This window comes from Kitasatospora sp. NPDC048365 (genome assembly GCF_043200835.1).
Lineage (GTDB): Bacteria > Actinomycetota > Actinomycetes > Streptomycetales > Streptomycetaceae > Kitasatospora > Kitasatospora terrestris.
The window spans coordinates 160,504-183,373 of the sequence record NZ_JBICYJ010000011.1; the positions used below are offsets into that span (position 1 = coordinate 160,504).

Annotated in this window: 22 protein-coding genes; 13 read left to right on the top strand and 9 right to left on the bottom strand. The window is 75.0% G+C overall.

Translation table 11 applies throughout. The features are described 5' to 3' along the window. Positions 1–12 precede the first annotated feature (12 nt). The 4 genes from ACGFX4_RS14150 (at position 13) to ACGFX4_RS14165 (ending at position 5,613) form a co-directional block, all read left to right on the top strand. Positions 13–594: a TetR/AcrR family transcriptional regulator gene (locus ACGFX4_RS14150; protein ID WP_393073065.1), complete on the top strand. Its 582-nt coding sequence runs from the start codon at positions 13–15 to the stop codon at positions 592–594. Next, positions 591–1,946: an MFS transporter gene (locus ACGFX4_RS14155; RefSeq protein ID WP_393073067.1), complete on the top strand. Its 1,356-nt coding sequence runs from the start codon at positions 591–593 to the stop codon at positions 1,944–1,946. The genes ACGFX4_RS14150 and ACGFX4_RS14155 overlap by 4 nt, the downstream gene beginning before the upstream one ends. A gap of 81 nt (positions 1,947–2,027) precedes the next feature. Beyond that, positions 2,028–3,161: an alpha/beta hydrolase gene (locus ACGFX4_RS14160; RefSeq protein WP_393073069.1), complete on the top strand. Its 1,134-nt coding sequence runs from the start codon at positions 2,028–2,030 to the stop codon at positions 3,159–3,161. Positions 3,162–3,246: 85 nt separating this feature from the next. Continuing rightward, positions 3,247–5,613 carry a glycosyltransferase family 39 protein gene (locus ACGFX4_RS14165; protein ID WP_393073071.1) on the top strand — a complete coding sequence of 789 codons (2,367 nt, stop codon included), beginning with the start codon at positions 3,247–3,249 and terminating at the stop codon, positions 5,611–5,613. Positions 5,614–5,663: 50 nt separating this feature from the next. Here ACGFX4_RS14165 and ACGFX4_RS14170 read toward each other — a convergent pair whose 3' ends face one another. Next, a complete protein-coding gene (locus ACGFX4_RS14170; RefSeq protein WP_393073073.1) occupies positions 5,664–5,996 on the bottom strand; it encodes an ArsR/SmtB family transcription factor in 333 nt (110 codons plus the stop codon). A gap of 87 nt (positions 5,997–6,083) precedes the next feature. Between ACGFX4_RS14170 and ACGFX4_RS14175 the strand changes: the two genes are divergently transcribed. Then, positions 6,084–7,067, top strand: a complete 984-nt coding sequence (locus ACGFX4_RS14175) for a zinc-binding alcohol dehydrogenase family protein (RefSeq protein ID WP_393073075.1) — start codon at positions 6,084–6,086, stop codon at positions 7,065–7,067. 9 nt (positions 7,068–7,076) lie between these two features. On the opposite strand, the gene ACGFX4_RS14180 is transcribed toward ACGFX4_RS14175, so the two are convergent. Beyond that, positions 7,077–7,820 (bottom strand): HNH endonuclease family protein, encoded by a 744-nt coding sequence (locus tag ACGFX4_RS14180; protein WP_393073077.1) that lies wholly within the window; start codon positions 7,818–7,820, stop codon positions 7,077–7,079. 90 nt (positions 7,821–7,910) lie between these two features. Next, complete coding sequence (moaA, locus tag ACGFX4_RS14185; RefSeq protein WP_393073079.1) at positions 7,911–8,927, bottom strand: GTP 3',8-cyclase MoaA; 1,017 nt, start codon at positions 8,925–8,927, stop codon at positions 7,911–7,913. A 129-nt stretch (positions 8,928–9,056) separates the two neighbouring features. Here moaA and ACGFX4_RS14190 point away from each other — a divergent pair, with 129 nt between their 5' ends. From ACGFX4_RS14190 to ACGFX4_RS14210, 5 genes are all read left to right on the top strand, one after another. Next, positions 9,057–9,665 carry an NTP transferase domain-containing protein gene (locus ACGFX4_RS14190; RefSeq protein WP_393073081.1) on the top strand — a complete coding sequence of 203 codons (609 nt, stop codon included), beginning with the start codon at positions 9,057–9,059 and terminating at the stop codon, positions 9,663–9,665. A 101-nt stretch (positions 9,666–9,766) separates the two neighbouring features. Continuing rightward, complete coding sequence (locus ACGFX4_RS14195; RefSeq protein ID WP_393073083.1) at positions 9,767–10,573, top strand: hypothetical protein; 807 nt, start codon at positions 9,767–9,769, stop codon at positions 10,571–10,573. A gap of 159 nt (positions 10,574–10,732) precedes the next feature. Next, positions 10,733–11,512, top strand: coding sequence for a hypothetical protein (locus tag ACGFX4_RS14200; RefSeq protein ID WP_393073085.1), 780 nt, complete (start codon positions 10,733–10,735; stop codon positions 11,510–11,512). A gap of 98 nt (positions 11,513–11,610) precedes the next feature. Next, positions 11,611–12,414, top strand: coding sequence for a (2Fe-2S)-binding protein (locus ACGFX4_RS14205; RefSeq protein WP_393073087.1), 804 nt, complete (start codon positions 11,611–11,613; stop codon positions 12,412–12,414). 161 nt (positions 12,415–12,575) lie between these two features. After that, positions 12,576–13,589 (top strand): DUF2637 domain-containing protein, encoded by a 1,014-nt coding sequence (locus ACGFX4_RS14210; RefSeq protein ID WP_393073089.1) that lies wholly within the window; start codon positions 12,576–12,578, stop codon positions 13,587–13,589. A gap of 7 nt (positions 13,590–13,596) precedes the next feature. Here the strand turns inward: ACGFX4_RS14210 and ACGFX4_RS14215 are convergent, their stop codons facing one another. The 4 genes from ACGFX4_RS14215 to ACGFX4_RS14230 form a co-directional block, all read right to left on the bottom strand. Continuing rightward, the gene (locus ACGFX4_RS14215; protein ID WP_345696425.1) at positions 13,597–15,789 is read right to left on the bottom strand and encodes a SpoIIE family protein phosphatase; all 2,193 of its coding nucleotides are present in this window, start codon (positions 15,787–15,789) and stop codon (positions 13,597–13,599) included. A gap of 196 nt (positions 15,790–15,985) precedes the next feature. After that, the gene (locus ACGFX4_RS14220; RefSeq protein WP_393073091.1) at positions 15,986–16,477 is read right to left on the bottom strand and encodes an ATP-binding protein; all 492 of its coding nucleotides are present in this window, start codon (positions 16,475–16,477) and stop codon (positions 15,986–15,988) included. 215 nt (positions 16,478–16,692) lie between these two features. Continuing rightward, entirely contained in the window at positions 16,693–17,724 is a 1,032-nt protein-coding gene (locus tag ACGFX4_RS14225) for an NAD(P)-dependent alcohol dehydrogenase (RefSeq protein ID WP_393073093.1), read from the bottom strand. Next, the gene (locus tag ACGFX4_RS14230; RefSeq protein ID WP_393073095.1) at positions 17,721–18,101 is read right to left on the bottom strand and encodes a nuclear transport factor 2 family protein; all 381 of its coding nucleotides are present in this window, start codon (positions 18,099–18,101) and stop codon (positions 17,721–17,723) included. Before ACGFX4_RS14230 ends, ACGFX4_RS14225 begins: the two co-directional genes overlap by 4 nt. A gap of 97 nt (positions 18,102–18,198) precedes the next feature. Here ACGFX4_RS14230 and ACGFX4_RS14235 point away from each other — a divergent pair, with 97 nt between their 5' ends. Next, positions 18,199–18,777: a TetR/AcrR family transcriptional regulator gene (locus tag ACGFX4_RS14235; RefSeq protein ID WP_393073097.1), complete on the top strand. Its 579-nt coding sequence runs from the start codon at positions 18,199–18,201 to the stop codon at positions 18,775–18,777. On the opposite strand, the gene ACGFX4_RS14240 is transcribed toward ACGFX4_RS14235, so the two are convergent. After that, positions 18,774–19,244 (bottom strand): MarR family winged helix-turn-helix transcriptional regulator, encoded by a 471-nt coding sequence (locus ACGFX4_RS14240; RefSeq protein ID WP_393073099.1) that lies wholly within the window; start codon positions 19,242–19,244, stop codon positions 18,774–18,776. The two genes, ACGFX4_RS14235 and ACGFX4_RS14240, sit on opposite strands and share 4 nt — an antisense overlap. 27 nt (positions 19,245–19,271) lie before the next feature. Further along, the gene (locus tag ACGFX4_RS14245; RefSeq protein WP_393073101.1) at positions 19,272–20,249 is read right to left on the bottom strand and encodes a zinc-binding alcohol dehydrogenase family protein; all 978 of its coding nucleotides are present in this window, start codon (positions 20,247–20,249) and stop codon (positions 19,272–19,274) included. A 165-nt stretch (positions 20,250–20,414) separates the two neighbouring features. On the opposite strand from ACGFX4_RS14245, the gene ACGFX4_RS14250 reads away from it, so the two are divergent. Continuing rightward, a complete protein-coding gene (locus tag ACGFX4_RS14250; RefSeq protein ID WP_393073103.1) occupies positions 20,415–21,125 on the top strand; it encodes an urease subunit gamma in 711 nt (236 codons plus the stop codon). Beyond that, positions 21,122–22,843 carry an urease subunit alpha gene (locus tag ACGFX4_RS14255; RefSeq protein WP_393073105.1) on the top strand — a complete coding sequence of 574 codons (1,722 nt, stop codon included), beginning with the start codon at positions 21,122–21,124 and terminating at the stop codon, positions 22,841–22,843. Before ACGFX4_RS14250 ends, ACGFX4_RS14255 begins: the two co-directional genes overlap by 4 nt. Positions 22,844–22,870: the final 27 nt, after the last annotated feature.

Consider the following 22,870-nt stretch of genomic DNA (forward strand, 5'->3'; position numbering starts at 1 on the left):
TAGACAGTGTCTATGAGTGCTGCGCAGGAACAGGACCGCGGGCTGCGGGAGCGGCTGGTCGCGGTCGGGGTGGAGCTGGTGGCGGCCGAGGGCACGGGGGCGCTGTCGCTGCGGGAGATCGCCCGACGGGCCGGGGTGTCCCACGGGGCACCGCGCCGCTACTTCCCCACCCACCGGGAGCTGCTGTCGGCGATCGCCCGGGAGGGCTTCACGTCGCTGGCCGCACAGGCCGCCCGGGCCACCGGGGCCGGGCCGCGGGAGCAGCTGGCGGCGCTGGCCCGCGGCTACCTGGAGTTCGCGCTGGCGAACCCGGGGATGTACGAACTGATGTTCCGTCACGACCTGTTGGAGAGCGGGACGTCCGGGCTGCGCGACACCAGCCTGCCGCTGTTCCACCGGCTGGCCGGGCTGGTCGCGCAGGCGTGCCCGGGGGTGGCGGAGCCGCAGGTGGCGGCCGCCGCGCTGTGGGCGAACCTGCACGGGGTGGCCCAGCTGTGGAGCTGGCGGAGCCTGCAGCTGGCGTCCGGCAGTGACGACCTCGACGGCATGCTGGGCCGGCTGCTGGAGGCGCACCTCGGCCCGGTGGCCCGGTGAGCGTCGGCCCGCGCCGACGCCTGGCGCTGACCTGCTCGATCGCCGGCGCGGCCCTGGTGGCCCTGGACGGGACCGTACTGACGGTCGTCCAGCCCACCCTGCAGCGGGAGTTGGGCGCCACCGTCGCCCAGGTGCAGTGGACCGGCACCGGCTACCTGATCGCGGTGGCCGCGCTGCTGGTGGTGGCGGGGCGGCTGGGCGACCTGTACGGGCACGGCCGGCTGTTCGCGGTCGGCGTGCTGGGGTTCGGCGCGGCCTCGGCGGGCATCGGGCTGGCGCCGTCGATCGGCTGGGTGGTGGCGCTGCGCGTCGCCCAGGGGGTGTTCGGGGCACTGCTGCAGCCGGCCACGCTGGGCATGCTGCGGGCCGCGTACCCGCCGGACCGACTGGGGATGCCCATCGCGCTGCGGACCGGGGCGATCGGTCTGGCGGCGGCCGCCGGGCCGCTGCTGGGCGGGGCGCTGACGGCCTGGCTGGGGTGGCGGCCGGTGTTCCTGCTGAACGTCGGGCCGACCCTGCTGGTCGGCGCGGCGGCGTTCGCCCTGCGGCTGCCGGTGCCGGCGCGCCGCGAGCGGACGCCGCTGGACCTGCCCGGCGCCGCGCTGCTCGCGCTGTCCCTCGCCGCGCCGGTGTACGCCCTGACGGCGTGGCGGGAGGCCGCCGGGTGGCCCGCCCTCGCCCTGCTGCTGGGCGCCGCCGCCGCGGCGGCGTTCGCGCGCCGGCTGCGGACGGCGGCACACCCGCTGTTCGCGCCGCGGCTGCTGGGCGAAGGGCCGGTGGCAGGTTCGCTCGGGGTGCTGGTGGCGGCGTCGGCGGCGCTGTTCGGCACGCTCTTCGTGGGCAACTTCTTCCTCCAGGAGGTGCAGGGGCTGGATCCGCTGACGGCGGGTCTGCGGGCCCTGCCGCTGCCGCTGCTGATGGTGGTCGGCGCGCCGGTGTCGGCGCTGGCCGCCCGCCGGTACGGCCCGCGCCGGACGGTGGCGGTCGGGCTGGTGCTGCTGGCGCTCGGGGCTGCCCTGCTCGCCCGGCTGGACGGCGCCGCGTCGGCACCGGCGACCGGCGGGTGCTTCCTGCTGATGGGGGCGGGCTTCGGGGCGGTGATGGTGACGGCGACGGCCGTGGTGGTGCGTCACGCGGAGGCGTCCGCGGCGGGGGTCGCGGGCGGGTTGCAGCAGACCGCGCTGAACGTCGGGCCGACGCTCGGGACGGCGGTCGCCGCGCTGCTGCTCATGGCGTCGCCGCCGCCCGGTCCGGCCCTGGTGCTGGCGCTGCTCCCGGCGGCGGCGGTGCCGCTCGCCCTGCGCGCCCTGCCCGGATCGTCAGGCCGCCCCGCGGCTTCGGACGTTCACTGATCACCCAGGTGGAGGGCGTCCTGCGGCCGTTTGCTGGGAGCCGACTGAGAGTCAGCTGTCAGGTCCCTTTACGATCATCGTGTGCCCAGCCTCACCGGACTCCCCCTGCAGATCGTCGCGACCGTCGTCGCGGTGGCCGCGTTCGCCGCCACCATGGGGCTGTGGCCCCGGCTGGGCGGCAGCGGGTGGCGGCCGGTGCTCGGGCGGCTGGGCGCGTTCCTCGGGACGCAGCTGGCGGTGCTGGCGGCGATGGGCCTGGTGGCCAACTCGTACTTCGGCTTCTACACCACCTGGAGCGACCTGCTCGGGCTGGACGGCGGTCCGGGCACGGTGGTGGACCATCAGCCGGGCGCCAAGGCCGTCTCGGTGACGGGCGAGCAGAAGATGTACTCCTCCCAGGGATCGGTGCAGGAACGTTCCGGCATGATCCAGAAGGTGGAGATCCGAGGCGCCGCCTCCGGCCTGGTCGGCAAGCCGGCGTACGTGTACCTACCGCCGCAGTACTTCCAGCCGGCGTACGCGAACACCCGCTTCCCGATGGCGCTGGTGCTCTCCGGCTACCCGGGGTCGGCGGAGAAGCTGATCTCGCTGCTGGAGTACCCGGCGTCCACGCTGAAGGCGATCGAGGCCAAGCAGCTGCCGCCGACCGTCCTGGTGATGATGAAGCCGACCCTGGTGGGCAACCGCGACACCGAGTGCATGGACGTCCCGGGCGGGCCGCAGGTGGAGACCTTCTTCACCGAGGACCTGCCGCGGGCGATGTCCGCCGCGTACCGGGTCACCGACCGCCCGGAGGCCCGGGCCGCGATCGGCGACTCGACCGGCGGCTACTGCGCGCTGAAGTTCGCGATGCGCAAGCCGGACGCCTACCGCTCGGCCGTCTCGCTCTCGGGCTACTACGAGACCGGCAACGACCCGACCACCGGCGACCTGTTCGGCGGCCGGCCCGAGGTGAAGCGGGAGAACGACCTGCTGTGGCGGATCCGCCACCTGCCCCCGCCGCCGGTCTCGCTGCTCCTGGCCACCAGCTACAACGAGGAGAACTACCCCGCCACCCAGCAGATGGTGGCCGCCTTCCGGGCCCCCACCCAGGTGTCGACCATCACCCTGGACACCGGCGGACACAACTTCCACACCTGGACCCGGGAGATCCCGCCCGCCCTGGAGTGGCTCGGCAAGCGCCTGGACCAGCCGCGGCCGCAGGCTCTCAGCTGACCCCGACGGAACGTGATCAAGGATCACACCCTGCTCATAGCCGGGCTTCATGAGAATCTCAGCGTGACCCCGGAGCGTAGCCTCCATGACCACGTCGAGTTCCCCACCTCCGTCCAGTGTTCCGTGGCCCGAGGCTGCGAACTTCCCGCCTCCGGAGCCGTCCGAGCGGCAGGCTCCGCAGGCCGCGGTCGAACCGCTCTTCCCGCCGGTCGACCTCCCCGAGCCCGGCCCCAAGGGCCCCGCCTCCTGGGCCGGCCGGCTGCGCACCCTCCCCGCCCGCGCCTGGCGCGGACGCCCCGACGACCCGGCCTGGGCGCGGCCCGCGCTGCTCGGCCTGCTGGCCGCCACCGCGGTGCTCTACTTCTGGAACCTCTCCGCCTCGGGCTGGGCCAACGCCTTCTACTCGGCGGCGGTGCAGGCCGGCAGCCAGAGCTGGAAGGCGTTCTTCTACGGTTCCTCCGACGCCGCCAACTTCATCACGGTCGACAAGTCGCCGATGTCGCTGTGGCCGATGGCACTCTCCGCCCGGATCTTCGGGCTGAACTCGTGGAGCCTGCTGGCCCCGCAGGTCCTGATGGCCGTGGCGACGGTCGCCACGGTGTACGCGACGGTGCGCCGGCGCTTCTCCGCGCTCGGCGGCCTGGTGGCCGGCGCGGCGCTGGCGCTGACCCCGGTGGCCGCGCTGATGTTCCGGTTCAACAACCCGGACGCGCTGCTCGTGCTGCTGATGACCCTGGCCGCCTACGGCCTGGTCCGGGCGACCGAGACCGCGTCCACCCGCTGGCTGCTGTTCACCGGCGTGATGTTCGGCTTCGGCTTCCTGACCAAGACCCTGCAGGCCTTCCTGGTGCTGCCCGGTTTCGCTCTGGTCTACCTGGTGGTCGCGCCGACCGGGCTCGGCCGCCGGATCAAGCAGCTGCTGCTGGCCGGACTCGCCATGGTCCTGGCGGGCGGCTGGTGGGTCGCGATCGTCGAGCTGGTCCCGGCGTCCGCCCGGCCGTACATCGGCGGCTCGCAGGACAACTCCTTCCTCTCCGTCACCTTCGGCTACAACGGCTTCGGCCGGCTCACCGGTGACGAGACCGGCAGCGTCGGCGGCGGCGGTGGCGGCCGGGGCGGCGCCGGCGGCGGCATGTGGGGCACCACCGGCATCACCCGGCTCTTCGACGGCGACATCGGCGGGCAGATCGCCTGGCTGATGCCGGCCGCGCTGATCCTGCTGGTGTTCGGCCTCTGGGCGACCCGTCGCTACGGCCGCACCGACGGCGCCCGGACGGCGTTCCTGGTCTGGGGCAGCTGGCTGGTCTTCACCGCGCTGACCTTCAGCTTCATGTCCGGCATCTTCCACCAGTACTACACGGTGGCGCTCGCCCCGGCGATCGCCGCGGTGGTCGGCATGGGCGTGGACGGCCTCTGGCGGGCCCGGCACCGGCTGCCGTACGCGGCGGTGCTCGGCGCGGTGGTCGCGGTGACCGCGATCTGGTCGTTCGTGCTGCTCGGGCGCAGCGCCGACTTCCTGCCGTGGCTGCGCTGGGCGGTGCTGCTGGGCGGCATCGCGGCGGCGGTCGCGCTGGTGGCGGCCGCGCAGGCGGGCCGGGCACTCGGCGCGCGGATCGCGGCGGTGGCCGGACTCGCCGCGCTGGCGGCGGGCCTCGGCGGCCCGGCGGCGTACGCGGTGCAGACCGTGTCGGTCGGGCACTCCGGTTCGATCGTGACGGCCGGTCCGCAGGTCCAGGGCGGCGGCTTCGGTCCGGGCGGCGGCGGGCGGGGCATGATGCCCGGCGGCACGGGCGACGGCGGCCGGGGCCAGTTCCCGGGCGGCGGTCAGCTGCCCGGCGGCGGCACCCAGAACGGCACCGGGCAGCTCCCCGGTGGCGGGCAGTTCCCGGGCGGCACCCAGAACGGCACGGGACAGCTCCCGGGCGGCGGCACGCAGAACGGCGGCACCGGTCAGTTCCCCGGTGGCGGGCAGTTCCCCGGCACCGGCCAGTTCCCCGGCGGCGAGGGCCGGGACGGCCGCGGCGGCATGGGCGGCGCCGGCGGGATGGGCGGCCTGCTGAACGGCTCCCGGGTGAGCAGCGAGCTCGCGGCCCTGCTGAAGCAGGACGCCGACTCCTACACCTGGGTGGCGGCCGCGGTCGGCTCGCAGAACCAGGCCAGCTTCCAGCTCGCCACCGGCAAGCCGGTGATGGCGCTCGGCGGCTTCAACGGCACCGACCCGTCGCTGACGCTGGAGCAGTTCCAGCAGTACGTGAAGGAAGGAAAGATCCACTACTTCATCGGCGGTGGCGGCATGGGCGGCGGGATGGGCGGCGGCAGCCAGTCGCTCTCCTCCCAGATCGCCTCCTGGGTGGCGGCCAACTACACCGCCAAGACGGTGGACAACACCACCCTCTACGACCTGACCGCGACCCCGAGCGGTGGCACCTCCTCGGCGGCCGCCACCAGCTGACGGACACCCCCGCAGGGCCCCTCGGAGCATCCCGCTCCGAGGGGCCCTCCTCATACGGTGCGCTCGTACGCGGTGACGACGGCGTCGAGCACGCCGGGGAAGCGGGCGTCCAGGTCGGCGGCGCGCAGCGCGGTGAGGCGGCGGTTGGCCTCCTCGCGCTGGCGGACCACGCCGGCCTCGCGGAGCACCTTGAAGTGGTGGCTGAGCGTGGACGGCGCGACGTCGACCGGGAAGGTGCCGCAGGCGCGCTCGGGTTCGGCGCGCAGGATGCGCACGATGGTCATCCGGGTGGGGTCGGCGAGCGCGTGCAGGACGTCGAGGAGGTCGATCTCCTCGGTCGCGGGGTGGGCGAGCGGGGCGCGGCCCGGTCGGGAGCGGGGCATCCGGCACCTCCATGTTCGACAACCATCGAAGATGGGTGTAATTTCGATGTTCGTAGAACATCGTAGCTTCCGTGAGGGGAGACGGACATGCGCGCTCTCGAGATGACCCGGCCCGGCGGGGCCGAGCACAGCCTGGTCCAGGACGTCGAGGTGCCGCGGCCCGGCCCCGGCGAGCTGGCGATCGACGTCGCCCACGCCGGGGTGAACTTCGTCGACGTGATGTCCCGGCGCGGCGACGCGGCCTACGTGCCGGCGTGGCCGTACCGGGCGGGCAAGGAGGTCGCGGGCACCGTCCGGGAGCTCGGCGAAGGGGTGAGCGGGTTCGCGGTCGGCGACCGGGTGGCGGCCGCCACCACCGGCGGCGGCTTCGCCGAGGTGGCGCTGGCGAGCGCCGCGGCGACCGTGGCGCTGCCCGACGGCGTGGACACCGCGACGGCCGCCGCCGTCCCGCTCGGCCTGGCGACCGCGCTGCTGCTGCTCACCGACGCGGGCCGGTTCGAGCCCGGTGACACCGTGCTGGTGCACTCGGCGGGCGGCGGGATCGGCGGCGCGCTCGCCCGGCTGGTCCCGCTGCTCGGCGGCGGCACCCTGATCGGCACCGTCGGGCGGCCGGAGAAGGCGGCCGCCGCCCGCGGCCTCGGCTACCACCACGCCTTCGCCCGCGGGCCCGAACTCGCCGGGCAGGTCCGCGCGGCGACCGGCGGGCGCGGCGTCGACCTGGTCCTCGACCCGCTCGGCACCGAGGCGCTCGGCCTCGACCTGGACCTCGCGGTGACCGGCGGCCGGGTGGTGCTGTTCGGCAACGCGGGCGGCGGCACCCTCGATCCGCTGCCCCCAGCGGGCCGGCTGCTCGGCGCCAACCTCACCGTCACCGGGTTCAGCCACCGCGTCCTGCTCGCCGCCGACCCCGCGCGGGTCGCCCGCGCCCAGCGCCGCGCGTTCGACCTGGTCGCCGGGCACGGCCTGGCCGTCCCGGTGGTGGAACTGCCCGGCCTGGCCGCCGTCCCCGCCGTCCACGACCTGCTCGCCGCCGGGCGCGGCGAGGGCAAGTACGTGGTCAGGGTCGGCTGAACCGGGCGGTCAGCCGCCGCACTGCTGGAGCATCGCCTGCTTGTCCGCCGGGGTCACCGGCAGCTGGTACTTGAGCGAGACCTGCGCCCAGCGCACCGCGTACGAGCACCGGACCGCCTGGTTGGCGGGGAGCCAGGAGGCCGGGCCGGAGTCGCCCTTGGACGCGTTCTGCGAACCGTCGGCGGGGATCAGGTTGAGCGGGTCGTTGGCGATCTGGACCCGCTTCGCCTTGTCCCACTGGGCGGCACCCTGCTGCCAGTCGTAGGAGAGCGGCATCACGTGATCGATCTGGATCTTCGACGCCTGCGCCTTCGTCCACTGGACGTTCTTGCCGGTGTACGGGTCCCAGATGGTCATCCCGGTGACCACGCACGCCGAGCCGTCCTTGTGCTCCACGGCCCGCCCGTCCCGGGCCAGGACGTCGTCGCGGGTGCCGCAGTCGTTGTGGCCGAGCGGGACGCCGTCCACGTTGTCCGTCCAGGCGGGGCCGAACTGGTCGCGGTCGTACCCGGTCTTCGGGCCGGGGGCGGCGGTCTTCACCTTGGCGATCAGCGCGATCCCGGCCGCGCGGTCGGCCGCCGAGGTGATCGGGGCCAGGCCGGGCCTGGTGCCGTCGGGGTTCTGCAGCGGATTGGTGCCCTGCGCCTGGCCGGACGGGACGGACTCGTTGGAGGTCTTCCCGCCGGAGGTGCAGCCCGCCAGCGCGAGCACCGGCAGCAGGACGGACAGGACGGCGGTACGGCGCGCGCGCACGGGGCTCCCCCGGGGGTGGTGAGGACTGACGGCGCACCAGGAGACCAGCCCACCCACACCGGGTCAAGTCCGGCACGAAGAAACGGCCGCTCAGCCGCCGATCGCCGACATCGGGCGGGCCGGCTGCACGAAGTCCGCCGAGGAGATGTCGTGGCCCGGGCCCTTGCGGGCGATGGTGTTGCGCCAGGCCGCCTCGATCCGCGCGTCGTCCGCGCCGCCGCGCAGCAGCGCCCGCAGGTCGGACTCCTCGGTCGCGAACAGGCAGTTGCGCAGCTGCCCGTCGGCGGTCAGCCGGACGCGGTCGCAGCCGCCGCAGAACGGCCGGGTCACCGAGGCGATCACCCCGACCACGGTGTCCGTCCCGGCCAGGCGCCACTCCTCGGCCGGCGCGTTGCCGTGCCGTCCGACGGGCACCAGCTCCCACCGCGTGCCGAGGATCTCCAGCATCTCGTCGGCGGTGACCATCCGCTGCCGGTCCCAGGCGCCCTGCGCGTCCAGCGGCATCGACTCGATGAAGCGCATCCGGTACCCGTGCGCGCCGGCGAACTCCACCAGGTCGAGGATCTCGTCGTCGTTCACGCCGCGCACCGGCACCGCGTTGATCTTCACCGGGTCCAGCCCGGCGTCCCGGGCCGCCGCCAGGCCGGCGAGGACGTCGGCGATCCGGTCCCGCCGGGTGATCTCGGCGTACCGCTCGGGCCGCAGGGTGTCCAGGCTGACGTTGACCCGGCGCAGCCCGGCGGCCTTCAGCTCGCCCGCGGTCCGGGCCAGCCCGATGCCGTTGGTGGTCAGCGACAGCTCGGGGCCGAGCTCGGCGATCCGGGCGACCAGCCCCGGCAGGCCGCGCCGCAGCAGCGGTTCGCCGCCGGTCAGCCGGACGGTGCGGATGCCGAGCCGCCGGACGGCGACGGTGATCAGCCGGACGATCTCGTCGTCGGTGAGGACCTCGGCCCGGGGCAGCCAGTTCAGGCCCTCGGCCGGCATGCAGTACGTGCAGCGGAGGTTGCACCGGTCGGTGAGGGAGACCCTCAGGTCGGTGTGGATCCGGCCGAACCGGTCGGCCAGCGGCTCGATGCCGTCGTGCGCGTGCTCTGTCCTGCGTGCCATCCGCCCAGTACAGGCGCCCGGCGCCGGAAGGTGAAGCGGGCGAACGGCCGGGGTGCCCGCCCGACCTGCGCCTTCTTGTTGTGTGATCATCCAACTGTGACGGAGCGGACCGGCCGGGAGACTGGCGCCATGGAAGACCGTATCCCCGCGCTGGTCCTGGCGGCGGGCGGCGGGCGGCGCCTCGGCGGGCGGCCGAAGGCGCTGCTGCCGTACCGCGGCCGGCCGCTGCTGGAGCACGCCCTCGCGGTCGCCCGGGACGCCGGCTGCGCCCCGCTGCTCGCCGTCCTCGGCGCCGCCGCCGACGAGGTCCGCGAGCGGGTGGACACCGGCGACTGTCGACTCGTCGACAACCCGGACTGGGCGACCGGCATGGGCTCCTCGCTGCGGGCCGGGCTGGCCGCCCTCCCGGCGGACGCGCCGGCCGTGCTCGTCCTGCTGGTCGACACCCCGGGCGTCACCCCGGCCGCCGCCGCCCGGCTGCTGGCCGCGCACCGGGCCGGCGCCGGGCTCGCGGCCGCGGCGTACGACGGCCGGCGCGGCCACCCGGTGCTGATCGGCCGGCGCTTTCTCGCCGAGGCGGCCGCCGGGGCGAGCGGCGACGCGGGCGCCCGCGCGCTGCTCGCCGCCCACCCGGGCGAGCTGGTCCTGGTCGAGTGCGGGGACATCGCCGCCCCGGACGATCTCGACACCCCGGAGGACCTCGCCCGCTGGACGGCGGCCGACCCGAAGCGTCCCTGAACTCTCCCTGAGGAATACCTCATTCCGCGCCCAGCACGCCTCCGATCAGCGAAGATGGGAGCCGGACCTGCCCAGCAGACCCGGAACGGACGGTGTCATCCATGACCGACGAGTACCGCGCATCCCCCGCCCCGGGACCGATCCGCTGCCCCGCCTGCCGCATCGAGCACCTCTACGAGCCGCCGAGCCTGCCGTGCCCGTGCGGCGCGCAGCTGCGGGTGCCGCTGCTGCGCGGCGGCGTGCCGGTGCAGGTGCGGTTCCGCTCCTGGGAGGACTCCTGGCTGTCGATGCGCTGCCCGCACTGCGGCCGCAGCGACCAGTGGCCGCAGCCGGAGTTCACCTGCAACTGCGGCGCCACGGTGCGGCTCCCGGTCGACCGGGCCCCGCGGCCGGCGGGCACCGGGCCGGCCGGCACGCCGTACCCGGGCCGGGCCGGCGTGCGCCCGCACACCACCGCGATCGTTCCCTCGGCCTCCGCCGACCCGCTGCCCGGCGCCTCCGGCTCGGCCCGGGTGCTGCGGCCGCCGTTCCGCCCGCAGCCGGTGCGCGGCGCGCAGGACGCGGTGCTGACCGCGGCGCGCTACCTGCAGTGGCTGGGCTTCGACGACCTGGAGGTGACGGAGGGTCAGGACAGCGGGTCCGTCACTCTGTTGGGTGGTCGGATGGTGGCCCGGGTGGACACCTGGGAGGAGCCGACGGACGTCCGGGAGGTCGAGTGCCTCTGGCTGGAGACGCTGCACAGCGAGCAGGTCGCGGCGGCGATGTTCGCCCTGGCCGGCTTCTCCCGGCAGGCCGTGGTGCGCGGAGAACAGCTGCTGGTGGCCCTGTTCACGCTGGACGAGGCGGGGATCCCGCAGCCCGCCAACGGCGCGGCGGAGGCCCTGATGGCGACCGGCTGGACGTCCTGACCGGCCCCGGACGGAGCTCCCGGTTCCGGAATCTGTCGCGTTCGTGATCTGGTGCACAAGCTCGCCCCCGTGTTGAATTGCCGCCACACAGCACTCCGTTTACTGGATGGCGCACACAAGGAGGTGGCGTTGTCGGTGCACGGTACGGCCCCGGGGGGCATGGCGGACGTCGTGTGGCGGCTGAGATCGCGCGGGTGTTGGCAGGAGGCCGCGGATCTGCTGCGGCCCCAGGCCGGCCGGGACCCCTCCGCAGCGCTGCTGCGGGCCGAACTCCTCATCGAGCAGTGCCTGTTCACCGCCGAGCACTGGGAGCGGGCGGAGGACGCGCTGCGGCAGGCCGAGGCCGGGGTGGCCGGTGCCGAGCACCGGGCGGCCGCCTCCTGCGCCCGCGGGTTCCTGGCGTACACGGCGAGCGTGATGGGCCGCCGGGACCGCCTCGACGAGGCGCAGGCCGCGCTCGGCCGGACCTCCGCGCTGCTGCCGCCGGACGCGCCGGGCCGGCCGCTGCTGGACTTCCGGCGCGGTCTGGTCGCCGAGAACCTGCTGCACGACCCGGACGCGGCGCAGTCCGCGTACCGGCGGGCGCACGACGCGGCGGAGCAGCGCGGGGACCGGCTGCTGCGCTCCTCGACCTGGCGTCATCTGGCCGCGCTCGCCCAGCGCGCGGGCGACCTGGAGCGGGCCCGGGAGGGCTTCCGGGCCTCGCTGCAGCTGCGCGAGGACCTGGGTTTCACGGTGGGCGTCGCCCCGGCGCTCGCCTCGCTCGCCGAGGTGTGCGAGCCGCCCGAGGCGACCCGGCTGCGCGCCGAGGCGGCCCGGCTGGTGCAGGCGCTCGGGGGCGTGCCGGTGTGGCTGGTGGGCCGCCTGGGCATCGTGCCCGCGCCCGCCGGTCCCCCGGACGGCCGCATCGGGCAGGACGTGCGGGACGGCATCAGCTAAGGTGAGCCTAACCTGCCCGGGGAGCCCCCGGGCAGGTCCTCACCGCATGCCGTCCGGGCTCCGCCGAGCTCCGGTCGGCCCTTCCCAGGGGGCCCCGCATGACCGCGAGCAGCGTCGAGCCGCGCGCCGCCGCCCACGGCCGGGCCGCACCCCTGGCCGGCAGCTGGGCCCGGCTGTCCGCGGCCCTTCCGGACCTGCGGATCCACGGTGCGCCGCCGCGGTCCGGCGGGGGCTGGACGGCCGCCGCCGACCTGGCCGGCGGCGGCGCCGCGCTGGACGCGATGATCGCCTTCGACGCCGAGCTCGGCCTGGAGCTGTACGGCCGGGCCGCCCGCCCCGACGTCACCGCCGGGTTCTGCCTGCACCGGTACACCTGGCCGCTGGCGCTGGCCTTCACCGTGCCGTGGTTCCTGGAGCGACGGGTGCCCCGGCTGCCCGTCGAGCGGGTGTCGATCAACCGCTCGACCGGTGAACTCACCGTCCAGCCGGTGGAGTTCGCCTGCCTGCCGGACGATCCGGCGGCCGCGGCGCCGGGCGCCCGGGTGGTGCCGGACGAGGCGGCGCTGCGGGCCGAGCTGCTGGCCGCGGTCGCCGAGCACCTGACGCCGGTGCTGGCCGCCTTCCGCCCCCGGGTCCGGCGCGGGCCGCACACCCTGTGGGGCATGACCACGGACGACGTCGTCGAGGGCCTCTGGTACGTGGGCGGCCTGCTCGGCGAGGAGGACCGGGCGACGGCCGAGCTCGACGCCCTGCTGCCGGCCGGCCCCGGCCACCCGCCGTTCGTCGGCGCGGCGGGTTTCCGGCAGGCGGACGGCCGGTGGCTGCGGGACAGGGTGAGCTGCTGCCTCTACTACACCGTCCGCCCCGAGGAAGCCTGTTTCAGCTGCCCCCGCGAGAAATAGCGGCGACATTCCGATCGAATCTCGACCGCGAGTTCGGGGATTGTCCCCGAATGACGTATTGATCCCGAACCGGTCGTCCTCGCCGCAATTCCTCCGAGATGATGGTGGGCGCTGTCACGGAGGCGGCCGCCACCAGGTGGAAAGCGAGGCTGGTTCAGGTTATGAGACTGTCGGACATACCGCTGGGCTGGGCCGGACTGGGGCTGGCCGTCCTGCTGACCGCCTCCGCCGTGGTCGCCGTCGCCCGCACCCGGGCGCAGGTCGCCGCCGCCGGCGGACCGGATTCCTGGGAACGCTCCGAGGAACGCCGACGGCGCAAGGAATCCCTGTACGGCGGCGCCTCGTACGTGCTGCTGTTCTGCTGCGCCGGTGTCGCGGCCGCGCTCTCCTTCCACGGCCTGGTCGGCTTCGGCCAGCAGAACCTGAATCTCTCCGGCGGCTGGGAGTACCTGGTCCCGTTCGGCCTCGACGGCGCCGCGATGTTCTGCTCCGTCCTCGCGGTCCGCGAGGCCAGCCACGGCGACGCGGCGCTCGGCTCCCGCCTGCTGGTGTGGCTGTTCGCCGGCGCCTCCGCCTGGTTCAACTGGGTGCACGCCCCGCGCGGCCTGGGCCACGCCGGATCCCCGCAGTTCTTCGCCGGCATGTCGCTCTCCGCCGCCGTGCTGTTCGACCGGGCGCTGAAGCAGACCCGCCGGGCCGCGCTGCGCGAGCAGGGGCTGGTGCCGCGCCCACTGCCGCAGATCCGGATCGTCCGCTGGCTGCGCGCCCCGCTGGAGACGTACGCGGCCTGGTCGCTGATGCTGCTGGAGGGCGTCCGCACGCTCGACGACGCGGTGGAGGAGGTCCGCGACGACAAGCGGACCGCCGCCGAGAACCGCGAGCGGCGGCGGATGGCCAGCCGCCGGGAGCGGGCCGAGATCCGCGCGATCGGGCGCCAGCCCGGCGGCTGGCGGCACCGCTCGGCGGCCCGCCAGCTGGAGGCCCCGCAGCCCGTGTCGACCGGCTCGGAGCCCGCCATAGCCGAGCCGACCGGGCCCGGCGGGCCGGCCGTCGCCCCGGCCGGACTGCCGGTCCGCCGCAGCGTCGACCTGACGCCGGAGGAGGACACCATCACGCTGCCCCGGCTGGACTCCCTGGAGCAGAAGCTGAAGGACCTGGAGCAGCAGTTCGGCTGAGCCGGGCTCAGCTGAGTTCGAACCACATGCGCTTGCCGGTGCCGCGGGGCTCCACGCCCCACCCGTCGGCGAGCGCCTCGACCAGCATCAGGCCGCGACCGGAGGAGGCCTGCTCGCCCGGCGTGCGCCGGGTGGGCCACAGGTCCGACTCGTCCTCGACCTCGACCCGCAGGCGCGGGCGCCCGCCGTCCTGGTACAGCCGGGCGGTGAACATCGCGTCCCGGTCGGTGTGCCGGATCGCGTTGGTGACCAGCTCGGAGGCGAGCAGCTCGGCGGTGTCGATCATCTCGGGGACGCCCCAGCGGCGCAGCGCGTCCCGCAGCTCCCCGCGCAGCTCGGAGATCCGGGCCAGGTCGGCCTGGCCGATCCGGCGGCGCAGCTGCTGGGCGGCCAGGCCGCCGGCCGGCCCGTCCCAGCGGAGCAGCAGCAGCGCTATGTCGTCCTCGCGCTCGCTGGAGTCGGCGGCCCGGGCGGTGATCCGGTCGGCCAGCTCCTCCAGCGGTTCGCGGGGGGATTCGCCGACGGCGGGCAGGTACCCGGCGACCGCGTCGCAGAGCCGCTCGTACCCGGTGTCCAGGTCCATGTCGCGGGCCTCGACCAGGCCGTCGGTGCAGAGCACCACGGTCTCGCCCGGGTCCAGCGAGAAGCGGGTGACCCGGTACTCCTCGTCGGGGGCGACGCCGAGCGGCAGGCCGCCGGCCACCGGGACGGAGTGCGCGGTGCCGTCGCCGCGGCGCACCACCGGGTCGAGGTGGCCGGCCCGGACCGCGTACACCACGCCGTAGTCGACGTTGACCTCGGCGTAGGTGCAGGTGGCGAAGTGGTCGGTGTCGAGGTCGGCGAGGAAGCGGGAGGCGCGGGCCATCACGGCGGCCGGCGGGTGGCCCTCGGCGGCGTACGCGCGCAGCGCGATCCGCAGCTGGCCCATGATGCCGGCGGCGTGCACGTCGTGGCCCTGGACGTCGCCGATCACCAGGCCGACGTGGCCGCCGGGCAGCGGGACGACGTCGTACCAGTCGCCGCCGATCTGCAGGCCGGAGCCGGCCGCCAGGTAGCGGACGGCGGTGGTGACCCCGGGCACGGCCGGGACGGTGCGCGGCAGCATCACCCGCTGCAGGCCGGCCGCCAGCTCGTGCTCGGCGTCGTGCAGCCGGGCGCGGGCCAGCGACTGGGCGACCAGGCCGCCCAGGGTGGACAGCAGGGTGCGCTCGTCGGCGTCCAGCTCGCGGTCGTCGTCGAAGGAGATCACGCAGACGCCGATCGGCCGGCCGCTGGCGACCAGCGGCAGGAAGGCCCAGGCGGAGCGGCCGCTGTCGTTGGCGAACGGCGCCGCCTCCGGGTAGCGGGCCCGGTACTCGTCGAGGCTGGAGACGAACACCGGCGCGCGGCCGCGGATCGCCTCGGCGGCGGGGTGGTTGGGGTGCAGCGGGGCCCGGTCGAACCTCTCGCGCAGCCCGTCGTCGTAGCCGCTGGCGCCGAGCAGGGCGATCCGGCCGGCCTCCAGGGAGGCGAGGGCCAGCCCGTCCGGCGGCAGGCCGGGCAGCGGGAGCTCGGTGAAGACCCGGGCCACGTCGCGGACGGTGACCGCCTCGGAGAGCGCGCGGGCGGCCTCCTTGATGAAGCGGGAGCGGTCCTCGCGCAGCGCGGCCAGCTCGCCGGCCCGCTCGCGCTTGTGCAGCTCGACGGTGGCGTCCCAGACGAAGCCGACCATCCGGGAGGCGCGGCCGAAGGCGTCGGCGAGCACCCGGCCGCGGAAGCGGACCGCGTGCAGCTCCCCGTTGGGGAAGACGGTGCGGTAGTAGGCGCCGCACTGGCCGAGCTCGGCGACGGCGCGCTCGACCCGGCGGCGCACCACGGGGGCGTCCTCGGGGTGCAGCATCGACAGGAAGGAGCCGGAGGTGCGGTCGAAGGCGGAGCCGTCCAGGCCGAGGATGGCGCAGGCGCGCTGGTCGCCCTCCAGGACGTCGCGGCGGATGTCCCAGTCGAAGGAGCCGATGCCGTTGGCGGCCATCGCCGGCTCGAGCCAGTCGGGGGTGGACTCTCCGCTGCGGGTGGGCAGACCCCGGGTGACCGCGGGCACGATCCGGCCGGCGGCCAGGCCCGGGGCGGTGCGCAGCGGGTTCGCTGCGGCGATGCTCCTGGAGACCTGGGCCGGCGGGGTGCGGCGGGCGGGCCCAGGCGCTTCGGGCTCTGTCGCCATGCTTCTCCTGCCGCTGCCGTGCCGGGCGGTCCGGGTGGAGGACCGCGCTCGATCGGGTGTGCCTACCGGCACACATTCTCACTAGCCTCTCGTATGTTCGGCAAGGCGGCAATCCCGGTGCGCCGAGTGGCGAAGATCGCACACGATATTGGCCGAGGCGCTCTTGCGCTTCGCGCGCCGTCCCCCGTGCCGCCGCTCACGCCGCGGCGAGCTCGAACCAGGTGACCTTTCCGTCGCCGCGCAGCTGCACGCCCCAGTCGTCGGCGAGCGCCTCGACCAGCAGCAGGCCGCGCCCCGAGGTGGCGGAGTCGCTGGGCTGCCGGCGGCCCGGCAGCCGGGTGGTGCCGTCCTGCACCTCGATCCGCAGCTTCTGCTCCGGGGTGAGGACCGCGTCGAACACCGCGCCGTGGCCGGTGTGCACCAGGGCGTTGGTGACCAGCTCGGAGGCGAGCAGCTCGGCGGTGTCGGCGAGCTGCGGGACGCCCCAGCGGTCCAGTGCCGCGCGCAGCCGGCGCCGGATGGCGCCGACCGCGACCAGGTCCGCGGCGTCCACCGAGGCGTGCAGCCGGTGGTGCAGCGCGCACCCCGGCTCGTGCACCGGGGGCGGGCCGGCCACCGGCCGCACCGGCCCGATCGCGTCCGACTGCGAGGCCGACCGCTGCCGCGGGAACCTTGCCTGACCATCCATCACGTACGCCCCCGCCCTTCTGTGGACGGCCGTCCTCCAGTCCCCCACTGTCGACGGCCGCTTGCTGACCATCCTCATGCCCACTCCGAGCGCTTTGCAACAGTGCATCCCCGGCCACCTGGGGTGAAGCGGGGCTCGGAGGGGTGCGAATGATCCGTTCGACAGGTTTGGCGGTGCGGGCGCGGCACCGGGTGCGGACGCGACATCAGGTGTCGTCAGTTCGGAGGAAGTTCGATCACCACCTTTCCGAAGGCGGTGCCGGAGGCGTAGTGCCGGAAGGCGTCCGCCGCCCGTTCGAAGGGGAAGACCCGGTCGATCACCGGCCGGATCCGGTGCTCCTCGACGACCCGGTCGAGCGCGCGGAACTGGGCCCGGCTGCCGACCGCGACCGGCCGCAGCACCGCGCCGGAGGCGAAGAGCCGCCGGGCGTCGATCGGCGGGGCGGTCTCCGAGCGGAAGCCGACCATCGCGATGTGCCCGCCGAGGGTGACGGCCCGGACCGATTCGTCGAGCCGGCCGACCACGTCGACCACCCGGTCCGCGCCCGTACCGCCGGTGGCCGCGCGGACGGCGGCCGGCCAGTCCGGTTCGGCCCGGTGGTCGACCACCCGGTCCGCGCCGAGCGCGGTCAGCCGCCCGGCCTTGGCCGGCCCGCCGGTGGTGGCGGCCACCCGGGCGCCGAGCGCCCGCGCGAGCTGCAGCGCGAACAGCGACACGCCGCCCGAGCCCTGGGTGACCACGGTCTGCCCGGGGCGCAGCCCGCCGTCGCCGGTCAGCGCGTTCCACGCGGTGACCGCGACACAGGGCAGGGTGGCCGCCTCCGCGTAGGAGAGGTGGGCGGGGACGGGGACCAGGCCGTGCTCGTCGAGCAGCGCGTACTCGGTGAGCAGCCCGTCGAGCGTGCCGCCGAGCTGGGGCAGGTGCTGCGGGCCGAACGGGCCGTCCTGCCAGCTGGGGAAGAGCGTCGCCATCACCCGGTCGCCGACCCGGACGGTTCCGACGCCGGGCCCCAGCGCGACGACCTCGCCCGCGCCCTCCGCGACCGGCACGACGTCCGGGCGGACCGGCAGCACGTACCTGCCGCCGAGGACCAGCAGGTCGCGGTAGCTGGGCGAGACCGCGCGGACGGCGACCAGCACCTGGCCCGGCCCGGGCACCGGGACGGGGTGCTCGCGCAGGGCGAGACCGTCGATGCCGGCGCCGCTGTCCACGTGGTAGCTGCGCATCCGCGCGGGGACGGCGTTCACGCGGCGTCCGTGGCGAGCGGGAGGTCGCCGGTCTTGGTGAAGCCGAGGGCCTCGACGATCCGGCCGTCGGCGATCCGCATCAGGTTGACGCCGCTGACGTGCTCCCGGTCGCCGAAGTGGTAGCGCCAGCGGATGGTGGCCCGCTCCCCCATCAGCACGACCTCGCCGGGTTCGAAGCGGGTGGTGCGGTCGGCGGCGAGCGTCCGCCAGAAGGCCAGGCACTCGGCGCGGCCGGTGGTCCGGCTGCCGTCGGGGGCGGGGCTGACGGACTCCATCACGCAGTCCTCGGCGACCAGGTCGTCGAGCAGATCGGGGTCGTGCCGGACGAAGGCCAGGTTGAAGCGGTCGATCACGTCCGCGGTGGTGCGAGGCAGCATCGGAACTCCTCGATAGATAGAACAGTCGGTCTACCGTTGATGCCTCGACCATATAGACCGGTTGATCTACCGGTCAACCCCTGGCACCCTGGCACCCATGACCACCCGCACCGAACCCGGCCCCCGCCAGCGCCTCCTCGACGCCGCCCAGGAGTTGACCTACCGGCACGGCACGGGCATCGGCGTGGACGCACTGCTCAAGGGCGCGGGCGTCGCCCGCCGCTCGCTGTACGAGCACTTCGGCGGCAAGGACGGCCTGATCACCGAGGTGCTGCGGCTCAGCGCCGCCGAGGACGAGGCCCGCTACCGGCAGACCATGGACGCCGCCGGCGACGACCCGCGCACCAGGCTGCTGGCCGTCTTCGACCGGATCGGCGAGGTCATCGCCCAGGACGACTTCCGCGGCTGCCGCTACCTCGCCGCCGACCTCGCCCTCGCCGACCCCGACCACCCCGGGCACGCCGTCACCCGCGCCTACCGCGAGCACGTCTCCGCTCTGCTCGCCGCCGAGCTCGCCCGGCTCGGCCACCCCCGGCCCGGCCCGGGCGGCGACCAGCTGCTGCTGCTCATCGACGGCGCCCTCGCCGCCGGCGCCACCCGCCCCACCACCGACCCGGCGGCCGCCGCCCGCACCCTGGCCGAGCAGGTCATCGCCCAGGCGCCGGCGGCACCCTAAGGGCCGTCCGGGCCGCTCAGCGCGGCGGCGGCGCGGTGCAGGAAGGTGCGGAACTGCTCGCGCTCGGTGTCGTCGAAGGCCGACCAGAGCGCGGACTCCACGGCGACCGCGCGGGCGTCCGCCTCGATCAGACGGGCTCGGCCCGGCTCGCTCAGGCGGGTGACCAGCACCTTGCCGTGCAGCTCGGACGGCTCCCGGACGATCAGGCCCTTCGCCTCCAGGTTGGCCAGCACGCCCGCCATGGTCTGCGGGGTGACCGCCGCACCCCGGGCCAGCTGGGCGCCGGACATGCCGGTCTTCTCCGAGAGCTGGAGCAGCACCGCGTACTGCGGCACCGTCAGCTCCAGCTCCCGGAGCGCCTCCGCCTTGGCCGCCATCATCGCCTGCTCCGCCAGCTTCAGCGCCAGCCCGAGCCGCAGCCCGCTACCGGCCGCACCGGCCAGCAACGCGGCAGGATCCGTACTCATGGACAGGACAGTAGCGGCACCCCGGGCTCAGCCGACCTTCAGGACGTAGGCGCCGACCCCGGCCCGGCGCTCCAGCGCGGTGTGCGCGGCGGCGACCTCGTCCCAGCCGATCTCCCGGACGTCGACCGCGAGCGTGCCGTCGGCGACCAGCCGCAGGCCCTCCTCCAACTGGGCGCGGAACAGGTCCGGGCGCCGCCCGTACACGCCGCCCATGTTGTAGCCGGCCAGGGTGAAGCTGTCGTACCAGACCTGGTTGGCCTCCAGGGCGAGGTCGCGGTCGGCGGCGTTGCCGATCACCACGTGCCGGCCGAGCACGGCGAGCAGGCCGCGGACCTGTTCGCGCGGCTCCCCGCCCACCGAGTCGACCACCACGTCGAAGCCCCGGCCGTCCGTCAGCCCGGGCGTGCGGGCGGCGAGTTCGCCGTAGGTCAGCCCGTGGTGGCAGCCGCCGGCGACGGCCCGGGCGGCCCGTTCGGCGGTGCTCGCGGCGCCGACCACCAGCTCGGCACCGTACGCGCGGGCGAGCCGGCCGAGCAGCAGGCCGAGCGCGCCGGACGCACCGAGCACCAGCACCCGGTCGCCGGGGGCGATCCGGGCGGCGCCGCGCAGGGTGCCGACGGCGGTGGCCGCGTTGACGGCGGTGGCGGCGGCCAGCTCCGGGGCGAGGCCGGCCAGCCCGTCCTCCAGCGGGACGACGCAGGTCTCGGCGGCGACCACCCGCTCGGCGTGGCCGCCGAAGCCCATCGGGATCGCGGCCACCGCCTGGCCGGTCCGCAGGCCGGTGACGCCCTCGCCGAGGGCGGCGACGGTGCCGGCCACCTGGAGTCCGGGGACGGCGGGCAGCGGCAGCGGGAACTGGCCGCGCCGGAACATCACGTCGGCGAAGTGCACGCCGGCGTGGGTGACGTCGATCGCGACCTCGCCCGGGCCGGGTTCGGGCGCGGGGATCTCGGCGGTCTCCAGGACTTCCGGTCCGCCGGTACGGGTGTAGCGGATGGCACGCACGGGTCTCCCCCTCCGGGATGAATACAAGGCGCCTTATGTATATCAGGTCCCTGATACACGCCGCGCGGGTGCGGGCCGCCCCGCCGAGAGCAACGCTGGACACGGCGGCCCTCCCCGGGTTCAATGGGCCGCGGATGTTTGAACGCCGTTCTAAAGCGAGGAACCGTGCGACTCACCCCGACCGAACGGGACCGGCTGCTGATCTTCACAGCGGCCGAGTTGGCCCGCGCGCGCCGCGCCCGCGGCGTGAAGCTCAACGTGCCCGAGGCGACCGCCCTGATCGCGGACGCCGTCTGCGAGGCGGCCCGTGACGGCCGCCGCCTCGCCGAGGCGATCGAGGCCGGCCGGACCGTGCTCTCCGCCGACGACGTGCTGCCCGGCGTGCCGGACGTGGTCAGGGTGGTCCAGGTGGAGGCGGTGTTCGACGACGGCACCCGGCTCGCGGTGGTCAACGACCCGTTCCGCGGCGCCGGCTCGCTCGGCGACGACGCCCCCGGCGTCGCCCTGCCCGGCACCGGCGCCGGCTACGACCCGGTGGAGGAGTCGGTGCTCCTGCCGGTCCACAACACCTCGGCCGTGCCGATCTCGGTGACCTCGCACTTCCACTTCTTCGAGGCCAACCCGCGCCTGGCCTTCGACCGGGCGGCCGCGTACGGCACCCACCTCGCGGTGCCGGCCGGCTCCTCGGTGCGCTTCGACCCCGGGCAGACCGTCGAGGTCGGCCTGGTGCCGATCGGCGGCGCCCGGGTCGCGATCGGCTTCGCCGGCCTGGTCGACGGCCCGCTGGACGCCCCCGGCGCCAAGGAGGCCGCGCTCGCCAAGGCCCGCGCCACCGGCTACCTGACCGACTTCGACGACCCGGAGGTGGAGTCGTGACCAGCATCTCCCCGCACGACTACATCTCCGTCCACGGCCCGCGGGCCGGCGACCGGGTCCGGCTCGGCGACAGCGGCCTGATCATCCGGATCGAGTCCGACTCGCAGGCCCCCGGCGACGAGTTCCTGGCCGGCTTCGGCAAGACCGCCCGCGACGGCCTCCACCTCAAGGCCGCCGCCGTCCGCGACACCTGCGACGTGGTGATCTCCAACGTGGTGGTGATCGACGCGGTCCAGGGCATCCGCAAGACGTCCATCGGCCTGATCGACGGCCGGATCGCCTCCGTCGGGCGGGCCGGCAACCCGGACACCATGGACGGCGTCGAGGTCGTGGTCGGCACCGGCACGACCATCGTCTCCGGCGAAGGCATGATCGCCACCGCCGGCGCCATCGACACCCACGTCCACCTGCTCTCGCCGCGGATCATGGAGGCCTCGCTGGCCTCCGGCGTCACCACCATCATCGGCCAGGAGTTCGGCCCGGTCTGGGGCGTCGGCGTCAACTCGCCCTGGGCGCTGCGGCACGCGTTCAACGCCTTCGACGCCTGGCCGGTCAACATCGGCTTCCTCGGGCGCGGCTCGTCCTCGGACCCGGCACCGCTGGTGGAGGCGCTCGCCGAGGGCGGCGCGTCCGGCTTCAAGGTGCACGAGGACATGGGCGCCCACACCCGCGCCCTGGACACCGCGCTGCGGGTCGCCGAGGAGTACGACGTCCAGGTCGCCCTGCACACCGACGGCCTCAACGAGTGCCTGTCGGTGGAGGACACCCTCGCCGTACTGGAGGGCCGCACCATCCACGCCTTCCACATCGAGGGCTGCGGCGGCGGACACGTCCCCAACGTGCTCAAGATGGCCGGCGTGGAGAACGTCATCGGCTCCTCCACCAACCCGACGCTGCCGTTCGGCCGGGACGCGCTCGGCGAGCACTTCGGCATGATCGTCTCCGCGCACGACCTCAAGGTCGACCTGCCCGGTGACGCGGCGATGGCCCGCGACCGGATCCGGGCCGGCACCATGGGCGCCGAGGACGTCCTGCACGACCTCGGGGTCATCGGCATCACCTCCTCCGACGCCCAGGGCATGGGTCGGGCCGGCGAGACCGTCCGCCGCACCTTCGCCATGGCCGGCAAGATGAAGGCCGAACTCGGCCCGCTCGACGGCACCGGCTCGTACGGGACGGCGGAGAGCGGTGACGACAACGAGCGCGTGCTGCGCTACATCGCCAAGCTCACCATCAACCCCGCCATCGCCCACGGACTGGCCCACGAGGTCGGCTCCATCGAGGTCGGCAAGCTCGCCGACATCGTGCTGTGGCGGCCCGACCACTTCGGCGCCAAGCCGCAGCTGGTGCTGAAGGCCGGCTTCCCGGCGTACGGCGTCACCGGCGACCCCAACGCCTCCACCGACCGGTGCGAACCGCTGGTCCTCGGCCCGCAGTTCGGCGCGCACGGGGCCACCGCCGCCGACATCTCGGTCGCCTTCGTCTCCCAGGCCGCCGCCGAGGCCTCCTACCTGGACGTCGCCGCCGACCAACTCCCCACCCGCAGGCGCCGGGTGGGCGTGCGAGGCACCCGCGGCATCGGGCCGCGCTCGATGGTGCGCAACGCCCGGGTCGGCCACGTCGAGGTCTCCGAGACCGGCCTGGTCTCGCTCGACGGCTCGCCGCTGAAGTCCGACCCGGCCGACAGCGTCTCGCTCAGCCGCCTCTACTTCCTCTGAACTCCCGCCCCCCCCCGCATAGGACCT